Origin of the sequence: Pseudomonas sp. A1230 (assembly GCF_044218825.1) — a bacterium.
Lineage (GTDB): Bacteria > Pseudomonadota > Gammaproteobacteria > Pseudomonadales > Pseudomonadaceae > Aquipseudomonas > Aquipseudomonas iridis.
Genome location: NZ_CP162582.1, coordinates 4002503 through 4024962, shown reverse-complemented (window position 1 = coordinate 4024962; position 22460 = coordinate 4002503). Strand labels below are relative to the sequence as shown.

General features: G+C 60.4%; 17 protein-coding genes, 1 tRNA gene and 1 pseudogene. 8 read left to right on the top strand and 11 right to left on the bottom strand.

The window, feature by feature from the left end:
• Positions 1–120 precede the first annotated feature (120 nt).
• From mksF to mksB, 3 genes are read right to left on the bottom strand one after another with little or no spacing between them, the layout of a single operon-like run.
• On the bottom strand, positions 121–2961 hold the full coding sequence (gene mksF, locus AB4P97_RS18840) for an Mks condensin complex protein MksF (RefSeq protein ID WP_395601459.1): 2841 nt from the start codon (positions 2959–2961) through the stop codon (positions 121–123).
• Positions 2958–3659: an Mks condensin complex protein MksE gene (mksE, locus tag AB4P97_RS18835; protein WP_395601458.1), complete on the bottom strand. Its 702-nt coding sequence runs from the start codon at positions 3657–3659 to the stop codon at positions 2958–2960. Before mksE ends, mksF begins: the two co-directional genes overlap by 4 nt.
• On the bottom strand, positions 3649–4929 hold the full coding sequence (gene mksB / locus AB4P97_RS18830) for an Mks condensin complex protein MksB (RefSeq protein ID WP_181818542.1): 1281 nt from the start codon (positions 4927–4929) through the stop codon (positions 3649–3651). The genes mksE and mksB overlap by 11 nt, the downstream gene beginning before the upstream one ends.
• A 244-nt stretch (positions 4930–5173) precedes the next feature.
• Between mksB and AB4P97_RS18825 the strand changes: the two genes are divergently transcribed.
• Together AB4P97_RS18825 and rimI are read left to right on the top strand one after the other, a co-directional pair.
• The gene (locus AB4P97_RS18825; RefSeq protein ID WP_042561072.1) at positions 5174–5920 is read left to right on the top strand and encodes a hypothetical protein; all 747 of its coding nucleotides are present in this window, start codon (positions 5174–5176) and stop codon (positions 5918–5920) included.
• Positions 5913–6365, top strand: a complete 453-nt coding sequence (gene rimI / locus AB4P97_RS18820; protein ID WP_047303173.1) for a ribosomal protein S18-alanine N-acetyltransferase — start codon at positions 5913–5915, stop codon at positions 6363–6365. Before AB4P97_RS18825 ends, rimI begins: the two co-directional genes overlap by 8 nt.
• Positions 6366–6504: 139 nt before the next feature.
• Here rimI and AB4P97_RS18815 read toward each other — a convergent pair whose 3' ends face one another.
• On the bottom strand, positions 6505–6909 hold the full coding sequence (locus AB4P97_RS18815) for a hypothetical protein (protein WP_047303171.1): 405 nt from the start codon (positions 6907–6909) through the stop codon (positions 6505–6507).
• A gap of 141 nt (positions 6910–7050) precedes the next feature.
• On the opposite strand from AB4P97_RS18815, the gene can reads away from it, so the two are divergent.
• Positions 7051–7695 (top strand): carbonate dehydratase, encoded by a 645-nt coding sequence (gene can / locus AB4P97_RS18810; RefSeq protein ID WP_042561069.1) that lies wholly within the window; start codon positions 7051–7053, stop codon positions 7693–7695.
• Positions 7696–7717: 22 nt separating this feature from the next.
• Here can and AB4P97_RS18805 read toward each other — a convergent pair whose 3' ends face one another.
• From AB4P97_RS18805 to AB4P97_RS18795, 3 genes are all read right to left on the bottom strand, one after another.
• Positions 7718–8242: an SET domain-containing protein-lysine N-methyltransferase gene (locus AB4P97_RS18805; protein WP_042561068.1), complete on the bottom strand. Its 525-nt coding sequence runs from the start codon at positions 8240–8242 to the stop codon at positions 7718–7720.
• 182 nt (positions 8243–8424) lie between these two features.
• Entirely contained in the window at positions 8425–9597 is a 1173-nt protein-coding gene (locus AB4P97_RS18800; RefSeq protein WP_395601457.1) for a hypothetical protein, read from the bottom strand.
• A gap of 182 nt (positions 9598–9779) precedes the next feature.
• Entirely contained in the window at positions 9780–11198 is a 1419-nt protein-coding gene (locus tag AB4P97_RS18795; RefSeq protein ID WP_042561066.1) for a short-chain fatty acid transporter, read from the bottom strand.
• 261 nt (positions 11199–11459) lie between these two features.
• Between AB4P97_RS18795 and AB4P97_RS18790 the strand changes: the two genes are divergently transcribed.
• From AB4P97_RS18790 to AB4P97_RS18775, 4 genes and pseudogenes are all read left to right on the top strand, one after another.
• Positions 11460–12773: an MFS transporter gene (locus AB4P97_RS18790; RefSeq protein ID WP_042561065.1), complete on the top strand. Its 1314-nt coding sequence runs from the start codon at positions 11460–11462 to the stop codon at positions 12771–12773.
• 115 nt (positions 12774–12888) lie between these two features.
• Positions 12889–13617 (top strand): annotated as a pseudogene (locus AB4P97_RS18785) (PAS domain-containing protein); the annotation flags it as partial.
• A complete protein-coding gene (locus tag AB4P97_RS18780; RefSeq protein ID WP_395602956.1) occupies positions 13597–14205 on the top strand; it encodes a methyl-accepting chemotaxis protein in 609 nt (202 codons plus the stop codon). The pseudogene AB4P97_RS18785 and the gene AB4P97_RS18780, both read left to right, overlap by 21 nt.
• A 166-nt stretch (positions 14206–14371) precedes the next feature.
• Complete coding sequence (locus AB4P97_RS18775; protein WP_395601456.1) at positions 14372–14971, top strand: flavin reductase family protein; 600 nt, start codon at positions 14372–14374, stop codon at positions 14969–14971.
• 12 nt (positions 14972–14983) lie between these two features.
• Here AB4P97_RS18775 and ggt read toward each other — a convergent pair whose 3' ends face one another.
• From ggt to AB4P97_RS18760, 3 genes are all read right to left on the bottom strand, one after another.
• The gene (gene ggt / locus AB4P97_RS18770; protein ID WP_395601455.1) at positions 14984–16816 is read right to left on the bottom strand and encodes a gamma-glutamyltransferase; all 1833 of its coding nucleotides are present in this window, start codon (positions 16814–16816) and stop codon (positions 14984–14986) included.
• Positions 16817–17443: 627 nt separating this feature from the next.
• Positions 17444–17520: transfer RNA gene (locus AB4P97_RS18765), tRNA-Met, on the bottom strand.
• Positions 17521–17634: 114 nt separating this feature from the next.
• Positions 17635–19692 carry a methyl-accepting chemotaxis protein gene (locus tag AB4P97_RS18760; protein ID WP_395601454.1) on the bottom strand — a complete coding sequence of 686 codons (2058 nt, stop codon included), beginning with the start codon at positions 19690–19692 and terminating at the stop codon, positions 17635–17637.
• A gap of 333 nt (positions 19693–20025) precedes the next feature.
• Here AB4P97_RS18760 and AB4P97_RS18755 point away from each other — a divergent pair, with 333 nt between their 5' ends.
• Entirely contained in the window at positions 20026–21243 is a 1218-nt protein-coding gene (locus AB4P97_RS18755; protein WP_042561060.1) for an MFS transporter, read from the top strand.
• A 94-nt stretch (positions 21244–21337) separates the two neighbouring features.
• Here the strand turns inward: AB4P97_RS18755 and ychF are convergent, their stop codons facing one another.
• Positions 21338–22438, bottom strand: coding sequence for a redox-regulated ATPase YchF (ychF, locus tag AB4P97_RS18750; protein ID WP_150592616.1), 1101 nt, complete (start codon positions 22436–22438; stop codon positions 21338–21340).
• Between the last annotated feature and the right edge of the window lie 22 nt (positions 22439–22460).

Genomic DNA, 22460 nt, shown 5'->3' with positions numbered 1-22460 from the left:
CCGGTGGGAGCGAGCCTGCTCGCGAAAAGGCCTCAGCGTTCAGCACACATCCCAAGCCATAAAAAAGGGCTGCGATCCAATCAGATCGCGGCCCTTTTTATTGCCTTCAGTTAACGCCGATCAAACCGCATCCAGCTCCGGCTCATCCGCTTCAACATTCACCGTGGCTTTGACCGCATCATGGCGGCGGATGTACTTCCAGTCCGCCTCGTCGATGTAGATCCCCGCCGGGCCGCTGCCGCCTTCCAGGTCGATGGCGACACTGGCGCAGACCTGCGGCTTCACGCTCGCCAGAATCGGCACGAAGCCCAGTTGCAGGCTGGTTTCCAGCAAGGCTGCCTGGTTCTTCTCGTCAATGTCCGCCGCCTCATCGAGGTAGTACGGCAGGCGTACACGACCGGCCTGATCGCGGTCCATCAAGTGCAACAACAAGTACATGTTGGTCAGCGCCTTGATGGTCATGGTGGTGCCGTTGGACGCCGCGCCGTCGATGTCGGTGTGGATAACCGGTTGGCCGTTGACCTTGGTGATCTCGAACGCCAGTTCAAACAAGTCCTTGAGGCCGAGCTGGTTGTGGTTTGCCGCCACCAACCGCGCCAGGTATTCCTTGGCCTCTTCGTTCTTGTTGTCCTGCTCGGCACTCTGGCTGAGGTCGAACACCGACAGGGTTTCGCCTTCTTCGTACTGACCGGCGCTGTGGATGATCTGGTCGATGTGCTTGAGCGCTTCCTTGTTCGGCGCGAGGACGATACGGAAGCTCTGCAGGTTGGACACCTGACGCTTGTTGATCTCGCGGTTGAACAGCGCCAGTTGGTGCTCGAGGCTGTCGTAGTCGCTACGAATGTTGCGCAGGGTCCGGGCGATGTCGGTGACTGCCGCACGCCGCGCCTTGCCGAGGGTCAGCGCCTCGTCGGTACGGTGCGCGTAGGCGTTGATCAGCAGTGACAGGCGGCGCTCCATGTCGTCTTCGCTGTCGAACTTGGCCACGCCTTTGAGGCGCACTTGCGCGTACAGCGCTTCGATCTGGCCATCGGCGCGCAGCAGACCCTGCCAGCTGTCCTGATAGTCGTTGAGCAGCGGCAGCAGGTTGTCCATCGAGTCGTCGACCGGATCCATGAACGGCGTGCCGAACGGCAGGTCCGCCGGCAGCAACTGGCGGCGGCGCAGGGCGTCGTCGAGGGTACGTTGCTTGGCTTCCATATCGGCGATCTGCCGGCCAACCAGTTGCAGCTTGGCCGACAGTTGCTGGACGCGCTCGGTGAACGCGTCGCTGGAGCGTTTGAGTTCGTCCTGCGCGCCTTCCATCTGCGCCAGTTGCTCAAGCTTGTCGCCTTCTTCGGCGCTCAGGGTCTGGCAGCGACGGAAGTCTTCCAGCGCCTTTTGCGCATCCAGAACCTGCTGATACAGCGCTTCGGTCTGGGTCTTGCTCGCGGTGCGGTCGGCGGCCACGGCTTGCTGGGTTTTCAGTTGCTTGAGCTCTTTATCAAGACGCTCTTTCTGATCGCGCAGCGCGGCACGGTCAGCCAAGGCTTGCAGGGCCGGCGGCTCGATGTGCGAGAGGTCGATCGACAGGCCCGGCACCTCGAAGCGCTCGCCTTTGAAGCCATCGAGAATCAGCTCAACCGATTTGACCCACTCGCCATTGTCGTCGAGGGTGATGCCGTGCTCGCCCAGCGGCAAGCTGAACAGCGCGCTGTTGAACAGACGCATCAAACGCTCGACGTCAGGCTGCGAGAACTCTTCGCGCAGACGGGCGTAGCTGTTGTTGTCGGCGTGATCGAGTTGCTGCTTCACCGACTTCAGGCGTTTTTCCAGATCGCGCAGACGCTCTTCCAGATCTTCGGCGCTGAACTGACGCGATTGCGCCAAGGCACCGGCCAACTCGTCGTGAGCGTCTTTGGCGGCGAGCAATTGTTGCTCCAGCACTTTGACGTCATCGACCAGCGCAAAGCGATTTTTCAACACCGACAGTTCGCCGAGCCAGCGCTGGATGCCGGAAATTTCCCGTTCCAGACGCATCAGTTCTTGTGTACCGCCACGCTGATTGTTTTGCAGTGCATCCTGCTCGCCGCGGTAGTGATCGGCCTGAATCGTCAGCTCTTCCTTGCGCGCACCGGCGTAATCCGACCAGGTGCCGAGTAGCGAATCGAGCAGCGGCGACAGGCGGTGCAGTTTGCCGCGCAGCACGTCGCGCTGTTTCACGCCATTGGCCAAGGCTTCGACCAAGGGGCCAGCGGCGACCAACGAGTTGTAGTCCTGTTCCATGCGGCGTACGTCGCGGAACGCTTCTTCGCACGCGGCAATGTAATCGACGCTACCCGAACGCAAGCTGTGCTCAAACGCATCGAGGAACAGTTGCTTGAGTTTGGCCGCGGTGATTTCGCGCATGTGCAGCAGGTTGATGAACAGTGCGCGGAACGTCTTCAGGCTCTGCTCACTGGTGGAGCGCAGCGGGATCAGGGTCAGGTCCAGCGGGATCGACGTGTGACCGCCAACCAGCAAGCGACGCAGTTCGTCAGGCTTGAGTTCGTAGGCTTTCAGGCCTTCTTTCTCAAGGTTGCTGAACAGCTCTTTCTGGCGCAGGCAAGTGTCGTTTTTCTGGTAGTGGGCCAGATCGAGTTTGCCGGCGTAGGCAAAGAACTGGTGACCGAAACCACCGCCCGGGCCGCGACCGACCACGCCGATAACGTGCGGGCCGTGGGGTAGGCTTACTTCGACAAGGATGTAACTGGTATCGGTCGCGAAGTAGAAGCGCCGCGATTGTTCCAGGCTGTACTTGCCGAAACTCATGTCCGACATGCGCGCCAGAATCGGGAACTGCAAGGCGTTGATCGACGCCGATTTACCGAGGTTGTTCGCGCCATAAACCGACAGCGGTTCTTCCAGCGGGAACAGGCCGAGGCTGTAACCGGCGGTGTTCAAAAGGGCAAAGCGGCGGATGCCGTAGCGTTCCTGGCTCATGCGTCGGACTCCTGTTCTTCGGCAATGGCGCGGGCCAGTGCGTCTTCTTCACTCTCTACGTCAAATTCCGAGAGATCGAGCGGATCGTCGGTTTCGAGGAATTTGGCTTCGGCAGCTTCGTCGATCAGCACTGGCGCTGGCAGCGGCAGAACGCTGTGCACGCTGGCGGCCAGGTCGCGGTCTTGCTGAACCGACAGGCACACATCGAGGAATCGGTGCATCGGCGGCAGGAAACGGTACACACCGTTCTCTTCGCCAGCGAAGCCGAGCTGGGTCATGCGGCGCATGATCTTTTCTTCCAGCTCTTCAACGGTCTGTACTTCGGCCTGAATAAACAGATCGCGGTACTTCTCCAGCAACGATGGCAGCTCTTCGCGGCCGAGGCTGCCACCATCAAGCACAGCAATCGGGTCGCGGCCCTGATCGGCCAGATGCTCGACGAGGATGAAGGTAAACAGGGCCAGACGCTGGGCCGTCTTGTTCACCGCCGCCGCGGCCAGGTCCGGTACGAAGTAGTAGAAACCACGGGTGTCGCAGACCAGTTCAAAGCCCAGGGCCTTGAACAGCGTGCGGTACTGATCCTGAAAGTTCGACAGTTGCGCGTACAGCTCCGGATCACGGCGGCTGACGTGGTAGCCCTTGAACAGTTCGCGGAAGATCGGCGCGAGTTGAGACAGTTCGGAGAGATCAAGATGCATTTGGGATGCTCGCAGAATCCTCGGCGGCGGGGTCGCGGGCCGAGAGCAGGGCGAAGGAGCGCAGGCTGACCTGGTGCTCGTGAGTGTGGTATTCGCGGCGTTCCAGACGTTCGCGCTTGAAGCGTTTTTCCCGCGACAGGCGCGAGAACCAGTAAAGCAATTCGTCGGTGGCGCCGTCCGGTTCCTGCTCCAGCAGCCAGACCATAAGGTCCGGCATCGGCAGGGCGTCTTCGCAGCGATCGAGCATTTCGCGCACCGTGCGAGGCGCACGTGGAGCTTCGCCACCTTTTTGGGTTTTGTGGGCCTTGGGGAAACGCGCCGGCTTGGGCTCGAAACGCGCCAATGCATAAACGTAGGCTTCGACCTGGCTGGCGCTGCCGAGGAAGGTGCTTTGCGGCCGGGTGAACAGCGGCATCGCCGCTTGCGGCACGGCATCGATACCTTTGCGGCGGATCGCGGCCAGCGCCAGTGCGGCGCCACGGGTCACGGCATTATGGCGGCGCGCTTCTTCACGCAGCGGCAGCAGCAGTTCGCGGGCATGACGCAGGGTCAGTTGGGCGCTGGTCTGCATTTCGAGGATGCGCGCGTGGGTGCGCAGCAGCATGTCGTCATCGACCAGATGGCCGAGGCGTTGCTGTTCGCTGAGCATCTTCAGCAGTACGGTTTCGACCTTGCGCACGCCTTGTTCGAAGGCACCGTCGGCGTTGACCAGATCGATCATCGGCTCGACGTATTCGTCCCAGGTCGCCAGAACTTCGGCGTAACGCTGACGCAGTGGAATCTGTCGGTCGCTGGTCTTCGCGCGTTCGGCCACGGCCACCAGCGCCTGCTCGTCGTTGTCGAGCTTCTTCAACACGTCGCGTACGCGCATGTCGAGCAAGCGCAGCTGGCGGGCCAGGTCGTGGCCATCGCGGATGTCGAATGCGTCCTGAATATAACCAGCCAGGCGTTCGAGGTGCCGCAGATACGCTTCGATTTCCAGGCACAGGCCCAAACGGTGCTCACGGCGCAGGTAGGCGAGGAAGTCGTGAATCTGCGCATTGAGCTCGAAACGGTTCGGGCTTTTCGCCACGGGCACCAGAATGTCGAGGCGAATCCACACGTCGAGCAGACTGGTGATGTCCTGCGGCGTGCTGTCCAGTTGTTGGGCGGCCAGTTGCGTGCGCAGTTCGTTGAGGCTCAGTGTGCCTTGGTCGAAGTGCTCGCACAGTGGCTCCAGAAGTGCCCAGTGTTCAGCGAGGGCGCGCAAGACGCGCTTGGGTTCGATCATCGGAATGGCCGGCTGGTTGGCGATTAAAAGCCGCGATTGTACTGCATCACGAAGGATGCGATTCACTCTCGGGACGGGCTGTCGCTTTTTTCAAGGTAAAGAGCATGGATAAAGCGCCAGGCTCAAGACTATCGATCAACAGCGAGCGATCTTGAGCGAAGGGCGGTAGAATCGCGCACTTCAGTTATCCACAAGTGGCCGACCTTTGCTTATCGAGTCCCGCCGCCGCGCCTATTTGAACGCCATGCAGGTGGTCAATTGGCTGCCGCGCACCGAATTGCCCTTCGCTGCCCCTTCGCGGCCCGAGCTGCTGGACATGCCCGAGCCCGAAATCGAGGCGCCGGTTGTGGCTGCGCCTCAGGCCGAAACCCCGGTGCAGCCTGTCGTTCGCCCCACCGAGCGGCAGAAGATCGAAGTGCCGCGACCTTCGTCGCCGAGTACTCGAGCCAGCACAAAACCGGTCGAGGAGGCGGACGACACGCCGGTGGTCGCCAAACCTGCGCCAGTGCCCCCCCCGCGTTTCGCCCTGCAACTGCTGCGCGCCGGGCGTTGCCTGCTACTGGTGGAGTTACCCACAGGTGAATCCTTCCAGAGCCGCGATCCGGCGTATCTCTTGCTCAAGGACATGTTGCGTGCCGCCGGTCTGCCGGATGCGCCGCAGATCGTCGGCGAGCCGGTGCGCTGGCCGTGGTTGAATCGCGGCACGATGGATCAGGGGCCGGAAGCTGCGCGCGACTTCGTGCAAGGTTTTCTTTCGGTACAAATGGAAGCGGCGCCGTGCGCCTGCCTTTGGCTGATCGGCCTGCCGGCGGTGCGTTTTGCCGGTGAAGCTGACGCCGAAGCGTTCAATCGTGAATTGCAGATCGAAGGTCTGGGCCCGGCCTGGGCCATTCCCGGTCTGGAATTGTTAATGGAAGAGCCACAGCGCAAAGCCGCTGTGTGGCAAGCCATGCGTCGGCTGATGGCGCGCTGGAAAGAATCGAATGAGTGACGCTGTAACGTTCCGCCCGATGACCGAGGCGGACCTGGACGCTGTGCTGAAGATTGAATTCGCCGCCTACAGCCACCCGTGGACCCGTGGAATTTTTCTCGACGGCCTGGGCAAATACCAGATCTGGTTGATGTTCGAAGGTCAGCAGCAGGTCGGTCACGGCGTGGTGCAAATCATTCTGGATGAGGCGCACCTGCTCAACATCACGGTCAAACCGGAGAATCAGGGGCGTGGGCTGGGGCTTACGTTGCTGGAGCATCTGATGTCGCGGGCGTATGCCGCCCAGGCGCGCGAGTGTTTTCTGGAGGTGCGTGACAGCAACCGGTCGGCGTTCCGTTTGTATGAGCGTTATGGCTTCAACGAGATTGGCCGGCGTCGGGATTATTATCCGGCGGTGGGTGGGCGTGAAGATGCGGTGGTCATGGCCTGCACCTTGGTTGACTGATCCCGCTCATGTATGGCTGAGCCCCCTGTAGGAGCTGCCGAAGGCTGCGATCTGTTGATCTTGCTTTGGATGTTGAACAACAAGATCAAAAGATCGCAGCCTTCGGCAGCTCCTACAGGGATTGCGTTACTGCAGGTGATCAGCGATTGCCATCCAACGGTTCGCGCCGCGCCAGCTCTGCTTCATCCAGACCATTGCCGCCGCCGATATCGTCTTCATCGACCACGCTCAAATCCCAGTCCGCAGGATTGTCTTCACCGGATTCCTTCGCATCCCGTGCGCCATCCTCATGAATCAGCGTTTCCGGGCTCATGTCATCGTCGGTCGGCTCATGGTCGGCAGTCGACGCGCCAGTGAGACCCGCTTCACGCACGCGCTCTTCTGGCATCAGTTGCTTGCGCTCCTGCTCCGGCAGTTCGTCGCCGATTTTCGCGCTGGGCTGTTCGTCGTCGAAATCCAGCTCGTGCATCGAACCCATGCGATCTTCGTTATCATCGATGGGTTCCGGTTGCACCGCATCGTAAGGGCGTCGTGAATCAGTCATGGCAAATCCTCATAGTGTGGGCCTTACTAAGGTGGACTCGCCGGGCACACGAGAATTCCAACAAAAACACTTGCGATCCTTTCGTGACCCCGACTGACGGTCGTCTGTCAAAGCAGCGCATCTTTCTTGAGGCCTTACAGCATGCATGACTTACAAGACCTGATTGATAACAACGAGCGTTGGGCTGACGCGATCACCAAGGAAGACCCGGATTTCTTCGCCAAGCTGGCGCGTCAGCAAACCCCTGAATATCTGTGGATCGGCTGTTCCGACGCACGGGTGCCGGCCAACGAAATCGTCGGCATGTTGCCGGGCGATTTGTTCGTACACCGCAATGTCGCCAACGTCGTGCTGCACACCGACCTCAATTGCCTGTCGGTGATCCAGTACGCGGTCGATGTGCTCAAGGTCAAACACATTCTGGTCACTGGCCACTACGGTTGTGGCGGTGTGCGGGCGTCGATGCAGGATCGTCAGCTCGGTCTGATCGACGGCTGGCTGCGCTCGATCCGTGACCTCTATTACGACAAGCGTGACGAGCTGGCCAAGCTGCCGACCGAAGAAGAGCGGGTCGATCGCATGTGCGAGCTCAACGTGATCCAGCAAGTGGCCAACGTCGGCCATACCAGCATTGTGCAAAACGCCTGGCATCGCGGGCAGAGCCTGTCGATCCACGGTTGCATCTACGGCATCAAGGATGGGCGCTGGAAAAGCCTGAACGCGACCATCAGCGGTTTCGAGCAATTGCCGCCGCAGTATCGCTTGCGTCCTGTCGGGGCGCCGTAGCCGCCGAAGGTTGCCGCGCGGATCAGCGTGAGCCTTGCCGTCGCCAGCGCTGTAAAAAGTGCTGGCCCTCGATGCTCGGGGGTTCGTTGTAACCGGTGATCCACCCACGGCAACGTACAGAACCGCAACCGCAGGCAAACTGACGCAGCAGTTTGTCTTCGGTTGCGGCGTAATCCATGGTCAGCCGCTCACCCCTGTGGATATCTTTCAACGCCCACAGCCACAGTTCGCTCATGTCGAGAAATACGTTCGGGTCGCAGGCGTGTTCGAGTGCTCCGCAAAAGCGTGGATCGTAGACGTGGATACCGTTCAACAGCTGTCGGGTCTGTCGACAGCGGTAGGGCAGTAACTGTCCAGACACCCTGCACATTCGGCAGGTGCGCTGAAATTCCCGACGCGCCGCGACGCCTGTCGGGGTGCCGTGCTCATCGTGGAAGACTTCGAAGTCGGCGCTGGACGGAAACCCGAGGCGCACCGGGAGGCCAGCGAAGGGATAGATACCTTCGGTATCGCGTGGAACAGATCCAGCAATCGCATGGGTATTCATAACAGTCCTTGTTGCAGGGAGGGCGCGACTTCCTTTATCTGACGTCCTGTCAGCGCGGCGCCACTATTCTTTGGATCCAATGTAGTTGTAATAGGTATAGACGGTCTACTGTCAGATCTGACAGGCGAGATAGACGCTTTCCCGCGTCAGTCATGGCTGACACGGGAATGACATCAACGCGATTACAGGTGTGGAGCGGGGGCCGCAGTGGCGGGCAGCGGGGCTTTGAGCTGTTGCAGTTGAGCCTTGACCGGTGGTGTGGCGCACTGGGTGGCGGCTTGCTCCGGGGTCAGGTTGCGAATGGAGGTGTAGAACAACTCGCAGGTTTTGACCTTTTGCGTGACTTGCCAGGTCTGTGTGCACGTACTGAGCGTGCTCTGCGCATCGCTGTCCGGTTTGCTGCCCATGTCGGCCTGCCAGCAGGCGGCGCTCAAATCCTGCCCCATTACCCTCAGGCCTGCCGCGTCAGCCTTGGCTTGCGCATCGTCGCCGGTGTAGCTTTTGGGATCGGCGGCGTACCAGATGTAACTGGGGTGGTTCGAACCCAGCACCGGCACGTTCACCCCTGTGCTGGGGCTGATGGTCGCCAGGCCGAGGACGTTCACGGTCGGACCGTATTGCTGCTTGATCCAGTTCCTCACCGGTGCACCGAACGCCACCATCGGCAGCGTCTTGCCGCTGGCGGTCTGGCTGAACTGCTTGACCAGCGTGGTCTGGTAGTCCTTGAAGTAGTCATAGACACCCTCCAGGTCACTGCCGGCGTTGGACGGCGCGGCGATCGGGGCGATGTCGATGATGGTCTGATAGGCCGGGGTCTGATCGGCGGGGATGCCATTGACCGTCAACAGCTTTGCCCAGCGGTCGGTGGTATTGGAGCGCAGATAATCCTGAGCCTGGGTCAGCGAGTAATCCGGCGGAAAGTGCAGCAATTCGACGCTTTTACGATTCTCCAGGGCCATGCCCAACGGCAGGAACAGATACCAGCTGTACGCCCATTTGCCATCGGCGTTGAGCTTGCTGGCGCCGGTGTAGGCCAGATCTCCCGCGTCCAGCAGCGCCGACAGCGGTTTGTCGTAGCCCTGCGGCACGCCGCTGATTTCGGCGTAGATCTGGTCGTTATCGGTTTTGACCAGAACCTTCGCATTGGCATAGCCGTCGCGTTGCACGCTCTGGGTCAGGTAATGCGCGACGGTCTGCTCCAGCGTCCAGTTGCGGAAGCAAATCACGCTGCAGTTGTTGGGGTAGGCGAACAGACGTGTGACGCGCTCGGTGCTGCCCAGTTTCAGGTCGACATCGGCGTGGGCGGCGGCGCTCAGTGTCAGCGCGGCGAGGGTAAGTCCTGCGAGTTTGAACATGCTCAGATCCTTTTCAGCGTGGTTCCCGGTTGCGGGGCGGGTACATACTGAAACCACGGGTGTCGCGCGGTCTAGTGGGCAGTAGAAAAGTTATCGAGTGAGTCGTTGCAAACGTGGGAGTGAGCCTGCTCGTGATAGCAGGCTCACTCCCACATTGGTTTTATATGGTGAGGTCGAACGCTTTACGGCATCACCGGCGGCGTATACGCCAGTGTCGTCCCGAGCGCCCACAGCAACAGCAGCACCAGCGGTGTATGCACCAGCAATTGCACGAACGAGAAACCGATCAGGTCCCGCGCCTTCAAGCCGAGCACGCCCAATAGCGGCAGCATGTAGAACGGGTTGATCAGGTTCGGCAAGGCTTCCGCCGCGTTGTAGATTTGCACCGCCCAGCCGAGGTGGTATTGCAGATCGTTGGCGACTTGCATCACGTACGGCGCTTCGATGATCCACTTGCCGCCGCCGGACGGGATGAAGAAACCGAGAATCGCCGAGTACACGCCCATCAGCAGCGCGTACGTGTCGTGCGAGGCGATGCTGACGAAGAACGTCGAGATGTGGTGGGCCAGGGTTTGCGCGTCGGCGCCTTTGACGGTGGTCATCAGCGCGGCAATCGAGCCGTACAGCGGAAACTGGATCAGCACGCCGGTGGTGGTCGGCACCGCGCGGGCGACGGCATCAAGGAAGCTGCGCGGACGCCAGTGCAGCAATGCGCCGAGCATGATGAACAGGAAGTTATAGGTGTTGAGCCCGGAAATCGCGGTAATCGCCGGTTTCGTCGAGAACTCGTGGAACAGCCATCCCGCCGCCAGCAGCACCAGCACGATGATCAGCAGCGGACTGTGTTCCAGCCATTCGCCAGGGCGCGTGCGCGGTTGCAGCGGCGGCAGGTTGAAGGCAGGGTCAATCCCGCAGGCCTCGGCGCTGCGCGCAGAGTTAGGGCCGGGGGCGGTGGCATAGGCAATGATGATCGAAACCACGATCAGCGCCAGCAACATCACGCCGGACTGCCAGAGGAAAATGGTTTCGGTGAACGGGATAACGCCAGTGATCGACAAAATCGACGGCGGCAGGCTGCCGGGGTTGGCCTGCAACTGCGCCGCCGACGACGACAGCCCCAGTGCCCAAACCGCGCCAAGTCCCAGATACGCGGCGGCGCCAGCTGCACGGTAATCCATTTTCAGATCGGTGCGGCGGGCGAGGGCACGGACCAGCAAACCGCCGAATACCAGCGACAGGCCCCAGTTCAGCAACGAGGCAACCATCGAGATCAACGCGACCCAGGCCACGGCAGAGCGGCCGTTTTTCGGGATACGCGCCAAGCGATCAATCAGTTTAACGGCAGGCGGGGAACTGGCGACTACGTAGCCGCCGATCACCACAAAGGCCATTTGCATGGTGAACGGGATCAGGCTCCAGAACCCGTCGCCAAATGCCATGGCGGCGGCGGTGGGTTTGGCGCCCATGGCCATTGTGGCCAGCGCAACGATGATCACGGCCAACGCCGCGAATACCCAGGAATCGGGAAACCAGCGTTCGGCAAAACTTGAACAGCGCAGGGCAAAGCGTGCAGAGCGGCTATCTTCGATATCAACGGCCACGGGAGTACCTCGGATTTTTTATGGTTATTGTGGTCCGCGGGAGCCGCCGCCCATCTCGACAGCAAAGAGCTCCCACATGGGGTTCGCTGCGGTTGGTCGGCGTTGCGTCGTCCCTCTGGACAGGCCTGAACAGTAATTCAAGCCAAGCCATTTTGTGAGCAGGTTTTTGCAAAATCGGGACTATGGTCTAACGGGTTGTCCATCGACGCATTTGCGTAGACCATGTGCGCCTTGGTTTTTTGCCTGCCAGAGTTCTTTGCCATGACTGCCCAAAACACTGCCAAACCGGTGCCGTTCAGCCGCTCCGACTACAAGACCCTGGGCCTTGCGGCCCTTGGCGGGGCTCTGGAAATCTACGATTTCATCATCTTCGTATTCTTCGCCCTGACCCTCAGCCAGTTGTTCTTCCCGCCGGAAATGCCCGAGTGGCTGCGGCTGCTGCAAAGCTTTGGAATTTTCGTCACCGGTTACCTGGCGCGGCCGCTGGGCGGGATTCTGATGGCGCATTTCGCCGACCGGATGGGCCGCAAAAAAGTCTTCAGCCTGAGCATCCTGATGATGGCGCTGCCGTGCCTGCTGATCGGAATCATGCCGACTTACGCCCAGATCGGTTATTTCGCTCCGCTGCTGTTGTTGGCGCTGCGCATCTTGCAAGGCGCGGCGGTTGGCGGTGAAGTGCCGAGTGCCTGGGTATTCGTCGCCGAGCACGCACCGACCGGGCATCGCGGTTATGCCTTGGGCTTCTTGCAGGCCGGTTTGACCTTCGGCTATCTGATCGGCGCGCTGACCGCGACATTCCTGGCACAAGTATTCACCCCGGCGGAAATTCTTGATTACGCCTGGCGCTATCCGTTTCTGCTGGGCGGCGTGTTCGGTGTGATCGGTGTCTATCTGCGCCGCTGGTTGAGCGAAACCCCGGTGTTCATGGCGATGCAGGCGCAGCGCGAGGCACGGGTCGAGCTGCCGCTGCGTACAGTGCTGCGTGAACATCGACTGGCAATGCTGCCAGCCATGTTGCTGACCTGCGTGCTGACATCGGCAGTGGTGGTGTTCGTGGTCATCACCCCGACCATGATGCAGAAAACCTTCGGCATGACCGCCAGCCACACTTTTGCGCTCAGCGCCCTGGGCATCGTCTTTCTCAACATCGGTTGCGTGATCGCCGGGTTGCTGGTGGATCGCATCGGTGCCTGGCGCACGGTCATGCTGTATAGCGTGCTGCTGCCGCTGGGCATTGGCGTGCTTTACAGCTGCTTGATCATGGGGGGCGGTTGGATTGGTCTGGCGTACGCGGTGGCCGGTCTTGCCTGTGGCGTTGTCGGTGCAGTGCCGTCGGTGATGGTCGGGTTGTTTCCGGCGCGTATTCGGGTTTCCGGCATTTCCTTCACCTACAACATTGCCTACGCCGCTTGGGCGAGTATCACGCCGTTGTTGCTGATCGGTCTGATGCCATGGAGCCCGTGGATCTGCGTAATCTTCTGCGCGGTGATGGGCGCAGTGGGTGTGCTGAGTGCGGCGTATTTTGGCGCGCGGATGCCGCGCACGGGGCCATGTCAGGTTGCCGGAACTGCCTGACTCGCAGAGCCCGAACTATTTTTGACTGACGAGTCTCAATCGCTCTTCAGAAAAGCTGTCCAAGGCCGATGGTTAGGCTGTATCCGCTTTCCACCCTGCCCATCGGTGCTTTCCCATGTTCAATAAACGCTTGAAGCAAGAGCTGGCTGCTCTTCGTGAAGAACTCTCCAGCCTTGTGCAAGTAAAGGAAAGCCTGGAAAGCGAGATGATGGTGCTGACTCTCGAGCCGGATGGACGGGTTCAGTCGGTCAACCAGAACTTCCTCGACGAGATGTTCTACAAGAGCCATGACCTGATTGGCCGGGCCATCGATGACATCGTCCCGGCCCATGTGAAATCCGACGAATTCCATCAGCGCTTCAAGAACGCCATGACTCGCGGCGAGCATTTCGCCGGCGCTGTGCGACTGCTGCGTGGCAATGGTGACGAGGCCTGGTTGCGCTCGATCGTGCAGCCGGTACGTTCTTCGGATGGGCGGATCAAGCACATCTCGATCTTCTCCAGCGACCTGACCCGCACGATCGAAGCCTCCCGCGAGCATGAAAACCTGATCGGTGCACTGGTGCGTTCCACCGCGGTGATCGAGTTCGATTTGAACGGCAACGTGCTCAACGCCAACGAACGCTTTCTCAGCGGCATGGGTTACAGCCTGGCGCAGATCAAGGGCAAACATCACCGCATGTTCTGCATGCCCGAAGAGTACAACAGTGCCGAGTATCAGAATTTCTGGCGTCGTCTGAACAACGGCGAGTTTGTGGCTGCCCGTTTCAAACGTATCGACAGCCATGGTCGTACAGTGTGGCTGGAGGCCTCCTACAATCCGGTGGTCGATGCCAACAACAAGCTGTACAAAGTGGTGAAGTTCGCCACGGTGATCACCGATCAGGTTAATCGCGAACAAGCTGTCGCCGACGCCGCCAGCATTGCCTACAGCACCTCACAACAAACCGACAGCACTGCCCAGCGCGGCACGACCGTAGTAACCGAAGCGGTCAACGTGATGCGCGACTTGTCGCGGCACATGCAGGCCGCCGGTGAAGGCATTGAAGCGCTCAACGAGCAGTCGCTGGTGATTGGCACGATCGTCAAAACCATCAGCGGCATCGCTGAACAGACCAACCTGCTGGCGCTCAACGCCGCGATCGAAGCGGCCCGCGCCGGTGAGCAGGGCCGTGGTTTTGCCGTGGTAGCCGACGAAGTGCGGCAACTGGCCTCGCGCACTAGCCAGGCGACCGAAGAGATTGTCGGCGTCGTGCGGCAGAACCAGGAAATGGCGCGTAACGCCGTGGCGCTGATGACCGACGGCAAGCTCCAGGCCGAGCAAGGGCTGGCGCTGGCGGCGGAGGCCGGAACGGTGATCGTTGAGATTCAGGACGGCGCGCAGAAAGTCGTGAATGCCGTCGGCCAGTTCGCCAATCAACTGTCCCACTGACCTGCACTGATCCAATGTGGGAGCGAGCCTGCTCGCGAAAGCGTCAGTTAACTCCGTAGGGATGTTGACTGACACACCGCTTTCGCGAGCAGGCTCGCTCCCACCGAATCTGTGTTTCTTCAGTGACAGCGCTACAATCAGCTCCTTTTTCCCGGAGCAGATCCCCATGAGCGATTCATACCGCCGCCCGGTTGCCCTGAACAAAGCCTACCGCCTGCTCAATCACGGCCCGACCGTACTGGTCAGCGCTGCCCATGACGGCCAGCGCAATATCATGGCCGCCGCGTGGGCGATGCCACTGGACTTCGAACCGCCGAAAGTTGCCGTCGTCCTCGACAAATCCACCTGGACGCGGCAACTGCTCGAAGCCTCCGGCACCTTCGTGCTCAACGTGCCGTGCGTCGATCAGGCCGACATCGTGCAGACCGTTGGTTCGACCTCGGGTCTGGAAATCAGCCAAAGCCAAGGGCAGGACAAGTTTCAGGCCTATGGCTTGCAGACCTTTAGCGGCGACAAGGTTGAAGCGCCGCTGCTCGAGGGATGCGTTGCCTGGCTCGAATGCCGCTTGCTGCCGGAGCCGCGCAATCACGATCAATACGACCTGTTCCTCGCCGAAGTCATTGCCGCCCATGCCGATGAACGGGTGTTCAGCGAAGGACGCTGGCATTTCGAAGGGCACGACGGCCTGCGCACTTTGCACCATGTGGCCGGCGGGCACTTCCTGACGATAGGCGCCCCGGTGGACGGCAAGACGCTGGCGGTGTGAGTTTCGTTGATCTCAATCCCCCAGCGCTTCTCCCTCGCGCCGTGGATCTGCTCCACCTTCCAGCGATGCATTTCCCTGCGCATCCTTGACCCGCACGATGGCCTGGGTGCCGCTGGTCATGTCGATTTCGTTGACGGTGTGGCCCTTGTCTTTCAAAGCCTGAATCAGTGCCGGGCTGAACTGGCCTTTTTCCAGTTCGGTTGGGCCGTTGCGGCTGCCGAAGTTGGGCAGGCTTATCGCGCTTTGCGGGTCGAGGTTCCAGTCGAGCAGGCCGACGGTGGTTTTGGCGACATACTCGATGATTTGCGAGCCACCCGGCGAGCCGACGCTGGCGAGGAATTCGCCGCTGGTGCGGTCGAAGATCAGCGTCGGCGCCATCGACGAGCGCGGGCGTTTGCCGGGTTCGACGCGGTTGGCGACTTTCTGGCCATTCTCTTGCGGGATGAACGAGAAGTCGGTCATCTGGTTGTTCAGCAGAAAGCCCTGAACCATCAAGTGCGAACCGAACGCCGCTTCGATGGTGGTGGTCATCGATACCGCGCCGCCGAGGTCATCCACCGCCACCACTTGCGAGGTGGAGATGCGCAGCGGTGAGCGATCCGGTGCGTAAGCCACTTGCACGCCCGGCGGTGTGCCCGGTTTGGCGCTGCCCATGCTGCGTTCGCCGATCAGGCTGGCGCGGCTGGCGAGATAGCCCGGATCGACCAGCCCCTTGACCGGCACCGGCACGAAGTCAGTATCGGCGACGTATTGCGCACGGTCGGCATAGGCCAGGCGTTCAGCCTCGGCGATCAGGTGCACGGCTTGCGGCGCCGGTTCGAAGCCGGCGGGTTTGTCGGTCTTCAGCGGTTTCAACGGTGCCAGCGCCAGGCGCGGATCGCGGGTCTCCAGTGCCTGCAAGGTGCCGAGGATCTGCGCCACGGCGATCCCGCCCGATGACGGTGGCGGCATGCCGCAGACCTGCCAGCGTTTGTAGTCAGTGCACAAGGGCGCGCGCTCCTTGGCTTTGTAACCTTGAAGATCGTTCAAGGACAGGCTGCCGGGATTGGCGTGGCCCTGCACCTTGGCGACGATCTCCTCGGCGATCGGGCCTGTGTACAGCGCATCGGCACCTTCGCTGGCAATGCGTTTGAGCACGGCAGCCAAGGGCGGGTTTTGCAGGCGAGTGCCGACGGCTTTGACGCTGCCATCGCCATTAAGAAAGTAAGCAGCCATGTCTGGCGAGCGGCGGATCACCGGATCGGATGCCAGCAGCGAATACAGGCGCGGGGAAATCGCAAAACCTTGTTCGGCCAGTTTGATCGCCGGTTCAAACAGCTTGGCCCAGGGCAGACGACCGTGCTGTTTATGCGCCATCTCCAGTGCACGCAATACGCCCGGTGTACCCACTGAACGCCCGCCGATTTGCGCTTGCGGGAACGGCATCGGTTTACCGTCCGCTTGCAGGAACAGTTTCTCGGTGGCGCCGGCCGGCGCGGTTTCGCGGCCGTCATAAGTGCGCACCTGTTTGCCATCCCACAACACAATCATCGCACCGCCACCGATGCCGGAAGATTGCGGCTCCACCAGCGTCAACACCGCTTGCATCGCAATCGCAGCATCAATCGCCGAACCGCCCTGACGCAGCATTTCCCGACCCGCTTCAGCGGCCAGCGGATTGGCCGCCGCCGCCATGTGTTTGCTGGCGTGACGGGTTTGCAGGTCGGTGCGATAACCGGAGGCGGCTTCCGGTGCCAGCGGCAGGGTCGAGGAGGGCGGGGCGTTGCACGCGGTGAGTGACAGGGCGCTGATGATCAGCGTCAGGGCAGGCAGGCGAAAGCGGCTCAAGGGCAAGGCTGAAAACACGCGGGCTCTCCGTCCGTGGATAAAAAGTCTGAGGGACTTTATCGACCGACCGGTCGCGACGCAAACCGGTGGGCATTATTGTCTTTCTTTTCAGGGCGGATGTTCGCTAGGGTCAATGTCAAATTCATCAAACTGAAACAAGCCCCTGTGGGAGCGAGCCTGCTCGCGAATACGGTGTATCAGCCAGCCTTGATATTGAATGAAACACCGCTTCGCGAGCAGGCTCGCTCCCACAAATACAAAACCTACAGGAGGCCAGTAATGCACAGCGAGTTCCCCACCGAGTCCAGCTACCGCGACCATGATCTTGCCAAAGTTGCTGGCGGGCTCCGGTGTTCTGCCGGATTCCATGCGGTCCAGGAGCCGCCGCCGTGCGGATGCTTCCAAGGCCAGTCTTCGTCGAAGAGGGATTTGAATCGAGCCGGGGGAGCTTGTCGGTCAATAGGGGAGTGGGGCGAACCGAACGGTTGAGTTACAGGCGCCTGGCTTCACGAAAAAATCCAATTCGTACCAGGATCGAATCCGTTTCCTGCGGCGCTTTCTCGGCCTGGCGGAACAGGAGATTACCGAGACTTTTCTACAGGCATAAAAAAACGGCCTACCTTTCGGTAAGCCGTTTTTAGTACTTGGTGGCTACACAGGGACTTGAACCCCGGACCCCAGCATTATGAATGCTATGCTCTAACCAACTGAGCTATGTAGCCAAGTGGCGCGCATTATTCCCCTGAAATGGAAAAGCGTCAAGCGTAAATTTAAAATATTTCTTCTTATTTTCAACCGCTTATCCTCCGGCCCCGAAAATCGTGCCGGGCAGGGCATCAACGAAGCTGAAATCTCGCGGTGTTGGTACTCAAGGCATGACTGCCCTGACTCAAGGTGTCCGCCGCCAGATTCACCGCGCGCGCGCCTTCGAGCAATCGCACTGCTGCCTGATCGACTTGCTGAATACTGCTGCTGACCTCGTCGGCGGTGCTCGCTTGCTCTTCAACCGCCGTGGCGATCTGCGCCAGGGTGTCGGTGACGCTTTGCACGGCGCTGGCAATTTCCCCCAGGCGTTCGCCCAGCCCGGTCACGGCTTCGGCGTCCGTTTGTGCCTGGCCACAGGCTGCTTCCATCAGGCTCACGGCTTCGTTGACCGTGGCGCGCAGGCTGTCGACCGTGCCGGCGATCTGCGCGGTGGACGATTGCGTGCGTTGCGACAGGCTACGCACCTCATCGGCGACCACGGCGAAACCGCGACCCTGTTCCCCGGCGCGTGCGGCTTCGATGGCTGCGTTGAGCGCGAGCAGGTTGGTCTGCTCGGCCACCCCGCGAATGGTGTCGACCACCAATTGAATCTGCTGCCCTTGCTCACTGACCCGGCCTAGCGCGGCTGCGGTGTCGTTCAAGCGTTGGTTGAGCTGCTGAATGCTCGCTGTGGTGCGCTGACTGTCGCGGCTGCTGTCGGCGGCGATACGGCGGGTGTGTTGAGCGCTGCCAGAGGCCTGCTCGCAGCTCTGTGCGACGCCTTGGGAGGTCGCGGCCAGTTGTGTGGCCGCAGCGGCGATCTGACTGATTTGCAACTGCTGTGCTTCGACTTCGCTGAGGGCACCGCTGGAATGATCGTTGAGGCTGCGAACCGCGTTGCTCAGTTGTGAAGTCTCGTGATCGACGCCGATCATACTGGTGCGCAATTGCACCACGGCGACGTTGAGTGCGGTGCTGATCGCCGCCAGCTCATCGTGTCCCACAACCGGAACTTGCAGACTCAGATTGCCGTCGCGCAGGGCTTCGGCAAGTACGGTGATGCCGCTGGCGCTGCGGCGGATCGAGGCTTGCAGGCAGATGAACAGGTACAGCGCCACCAGCAGCAGACAGCCGAATATCGCCGCGACGATGATCAGTTGGCGAACCGCCGAGCCGTGATGGTCTTCGAGGCGCTGATCCAGCGACATCAGCGATTGCTGGCGCAGAGAGGCGAGGTCAGCCAGCAACGCATCAAGGCTGCGTTCGAAGTCTTCCGGTTTGAGATTGATGCTGCCACCGAACACGCCGTCGTCCAGCACTTTGAGGCCGCTGTCCAGGTGCTTGAGGCTGTCGTGGTATTGGCTGGCCCAGGATTGCAGGCCTGTGGGCAGACGCGCTTCCAGCAAGCCTGCGGTTTTCACCAACTGCTCACGGGCATCGCCGATGCGGCTGCGCAGGTCGCGCAACTGCAAGCGACTTTGCAAAGTGAACTGACCGGACACCACCGACGCCTGACCGACCGCCGCGAGGCGCCCGACCCGTTCGATCAGGTCCGGTGCGTGCTGCGTGGAAATCTGCGTCAGCAGATAGGTTTCCAGCCATGGCGCGAGGGTCAGGCGATTGTCCATGACGATTTGCTCGCGCAGTGCTTGCAGGGCGCTGAGGGCGTTGGTGAAACGGTCGTAACCGTCCGGCCACCAGCCGACGCCGCTGAGGCTTTTCGAGTCCAGGCCGCCGAGCGCGGTTTGCAACGCCTGATAACGGGTGAGGGTTTCGCCTTCGGCGCCCTCGTTATTCAGCGCATTGCCCAAGTCAGTGGTGGCTTGCTGGACAGCTGGCTGCACAGCATCGAACGCAGCCATGGCGGCGAGCGTCGCGGGTGTCGGCTGACGATTGGTTTCCGTGGCACGCCAACGGGCGGCGCGGTCGCGCTGGGCCGCGAGCAGGTTGTCGAGTGCATCGAGCGCGAGCAACTGACGCACGCCGGCACGTTCGCCGGAAATCAGATTGAGTTTGTCGCGATAGTCCTGGCCGATCATCAACAGGCTGCCGGCCAACGGCAAAATGAATAGCAGAAACAACAACTGGAATTTACGTGCGAAGCCAAACCGCCCCAGCAACTTGATCCCCGGTGAAAGGAAAGCCTGCATGCCCCATGACTCCTCTGGACACCACGCACCAATGGCGTGCATCGCGGTCGGTCGACGTTGATGTTGTGCCCTGCTAAAAGGCCTCGAAAGTTCACTCTTGTTCGCTCTGTGGGCAAACTTTGTAGCGAAACTTCCCATTGTCGATCACCTTTGTAAGGCGACCGCGTTCAAGCCAAGAAGCAAGGCAAGATTCAGACCATGGCGTTGCGCTATCACCTGGTCAATGACGAACAGTCAGTTAGTTAGCTGGCTAAGGGGATAGCCTTGGCGCACCGAAAAATGGCACATTGACGCACCTGCCTGCGTGCACCCATCTGCTGTCCGGAAATTTCCATGGCTATCAGCAACGCTCCGACCGCCACTGTTTCGGCGTCCGCTCCACCCCAAAGCAGCCCACTGGTGATGCGCATCATCGGCGCAGTGGCACTGGCGCATCTGATCAATGACTTGATCCAGTCGGTTTTGCCGTCGATCTACCCAATGCTGAAGGCCAGCTACGGACTGACCTTCACCCAGATCGGGCTGATCACACTGACCTTCCAGCTGACCGCTTCGCTGTTGCAGCCGTGGGTCGGGTATCACACTGATCGGCACCCGAAACCATGGCTGTTGCCGGCGGGCTCAATTTGTACGCTGATCGGCATCGTGATGATGTCGGTAGTCGGCAGTTTTCCAATGATTCTGCTGGCGGCGGCGCTTATCGGCATCGGCTCCTCGACCTTTCACCCCGAGGCGTCGCGGATCGCGCGACTGGCCTCGGGTGGGCGCTTTGGTCTGGCGCAATCGACCTTTCAGGTCGGCGGTAACGCCGGTTCCGCGTTCGGTCCACTGCTGGCGGCAGCAATCATCATTCCGTTCGGTCAGGGCAATGTCGCGTGGTTCGGTTTGTTCGCGGTGTTTGCGCTGTTCGTGCTGTACCGCATCAGTCGCTGGTACGCCCATCACTTGAACCTTTTCAAACTCAAGGCGGGCCAGGCGGCGACTCACGGGCTGTCAAAGGGCAGGGTGACCAGTGCGCTGGTGGTACTCGGCCTGCTGGTGTTCTCCAAGTACTTCTACATGGCCAGCCTAACCAGCTATTTCACGTTCTACCTGATCGAGAAGTTCGACCTGTCGGTGGCCAGCTCGCAGTTGCACCTGTTCCTGTTCCTTGGTGCGGTGGCGGCGGGCACGTTCTTCGGCGGGCCGATTGGCGACAAGATCGGGCGTAAGGCTGTGATCTGGTTTTCGATTCTTGGAGTGGCACCGTTTACGCTGCTGATGCCTCACGTCGATCTGTTCTGGACCAGTGTGCTCAGCGTGATAATCGGCTTTATCCTCGCTTCGGCGTTCTCGGCGATTGTGGTGTACGCGCAAGAGTTGGTACCGGGGAATGTCGGGATGATTGCCGGGATCTTTTTCGGTCTGATGTTCGGTTTTGGCGGGATTGGCGCTGCGTTGCTTGGGCATCTGGCGGATGTGCACGGGATTGAATACGTGTACTTCCTGTGCTCATTCTTGCCGTTGTTTGGGGTGTTGGCGATTTTCTTGCCGCGCACCAAAAAGCCCTGATTTACGCATTACCCATTGCAGGAATGTGTTGGGCCATAAATTTCAGACACAAAAAAGCCGCGTATCAAACGCGGCTTTTTCATGGGTGCAGATTTTATACGTTGAAGCGGAAGTGCATCACGTCGCCGTCTTTGACGATGTAGTCCTTGCCTTCCAGACGCCATTTACCGGCCTCTTTGGTGCCGGCTTCGCCCTTGTACTGGATGAAGTCGTTGTAGGCGATCACTTCGGCGCGGATGAAGCCTTTTTCGAAGTCGGTGTGGATCACGCCAGCAGCCTGAGGTGCAGTGGCACCGACTTTGACGGTCCAGGCGCGGACTTCTTCGACGCCGGCGGTGAAGTAGGTCTGCAAGTGCAGCATTTCGTAACCGGCGCGAATGACGCGGTTCAGGCCAGGCTCTTCCAGGCCCAGGGCCTCGAGGAACATGTCCTTCTCTTCACCGTCTTCGAGCTCGGCGATCTCTGCTTCGATCTTGTTGCAGACCGGAACAACGATGGCGCCTTCTTCTTCGGCGATGGCGCGGACAACGTCCAGGTGCGGGTTGTTCTCGAAACCGTCTTCAGCGACGTTGGCGATGTACATGACCGGCTTGGTGGTCAGCAGGTGGAAGCCTTTGATCACTGCTTTTTCGTCAGCGCTCATGGACTTCATCAGGCTGCGCGCAGGCTTGGCTTCGGTGAAGTGAGCGATCAGTTGCTCCAGCAGAGCCTTCTGAACGACCGCGTCCTTGTCACCGCCCTTGGCATTGCGCGCGACTTTCTGCAGTTGCTTCTCGCAGCTGTCGAGGTCGGCGAAGATCAGTTCCAGGTCGATGATTTCGATGTCGCGTTTCGGGTCGACGCTGTTGGAAACGTGGATCACGTTTTCGTCTTCGAAGCAGCGCACCACGTGAGCGATGGCGTCGGTTTCGCGAATGTTGGCGAGGAACTTGTTGCCCAGGCCTTCACCTTTCGAGGCGCCGGCAACCAGGCCAGCGATGTCGACGAATTCCATGGTGGTCGGCAGGATGCGCTTGGGATTGACGATGGCCGCCAGTGCGTCCAGACGTGCATCGGGCATCGGCACGATGCCGCTGTTCGGCTCGATCGTGCAGAAGGGGAAGTTCTCGGCCGCGATGCCGGATTTGGTCAGCGCGTTGAACAGGGTGGACTTGCCGACGTTAGGCAGGCCGACGATGCCGCAATTGAATCCCATGGTGTTTCCCCTCGGATAAGAG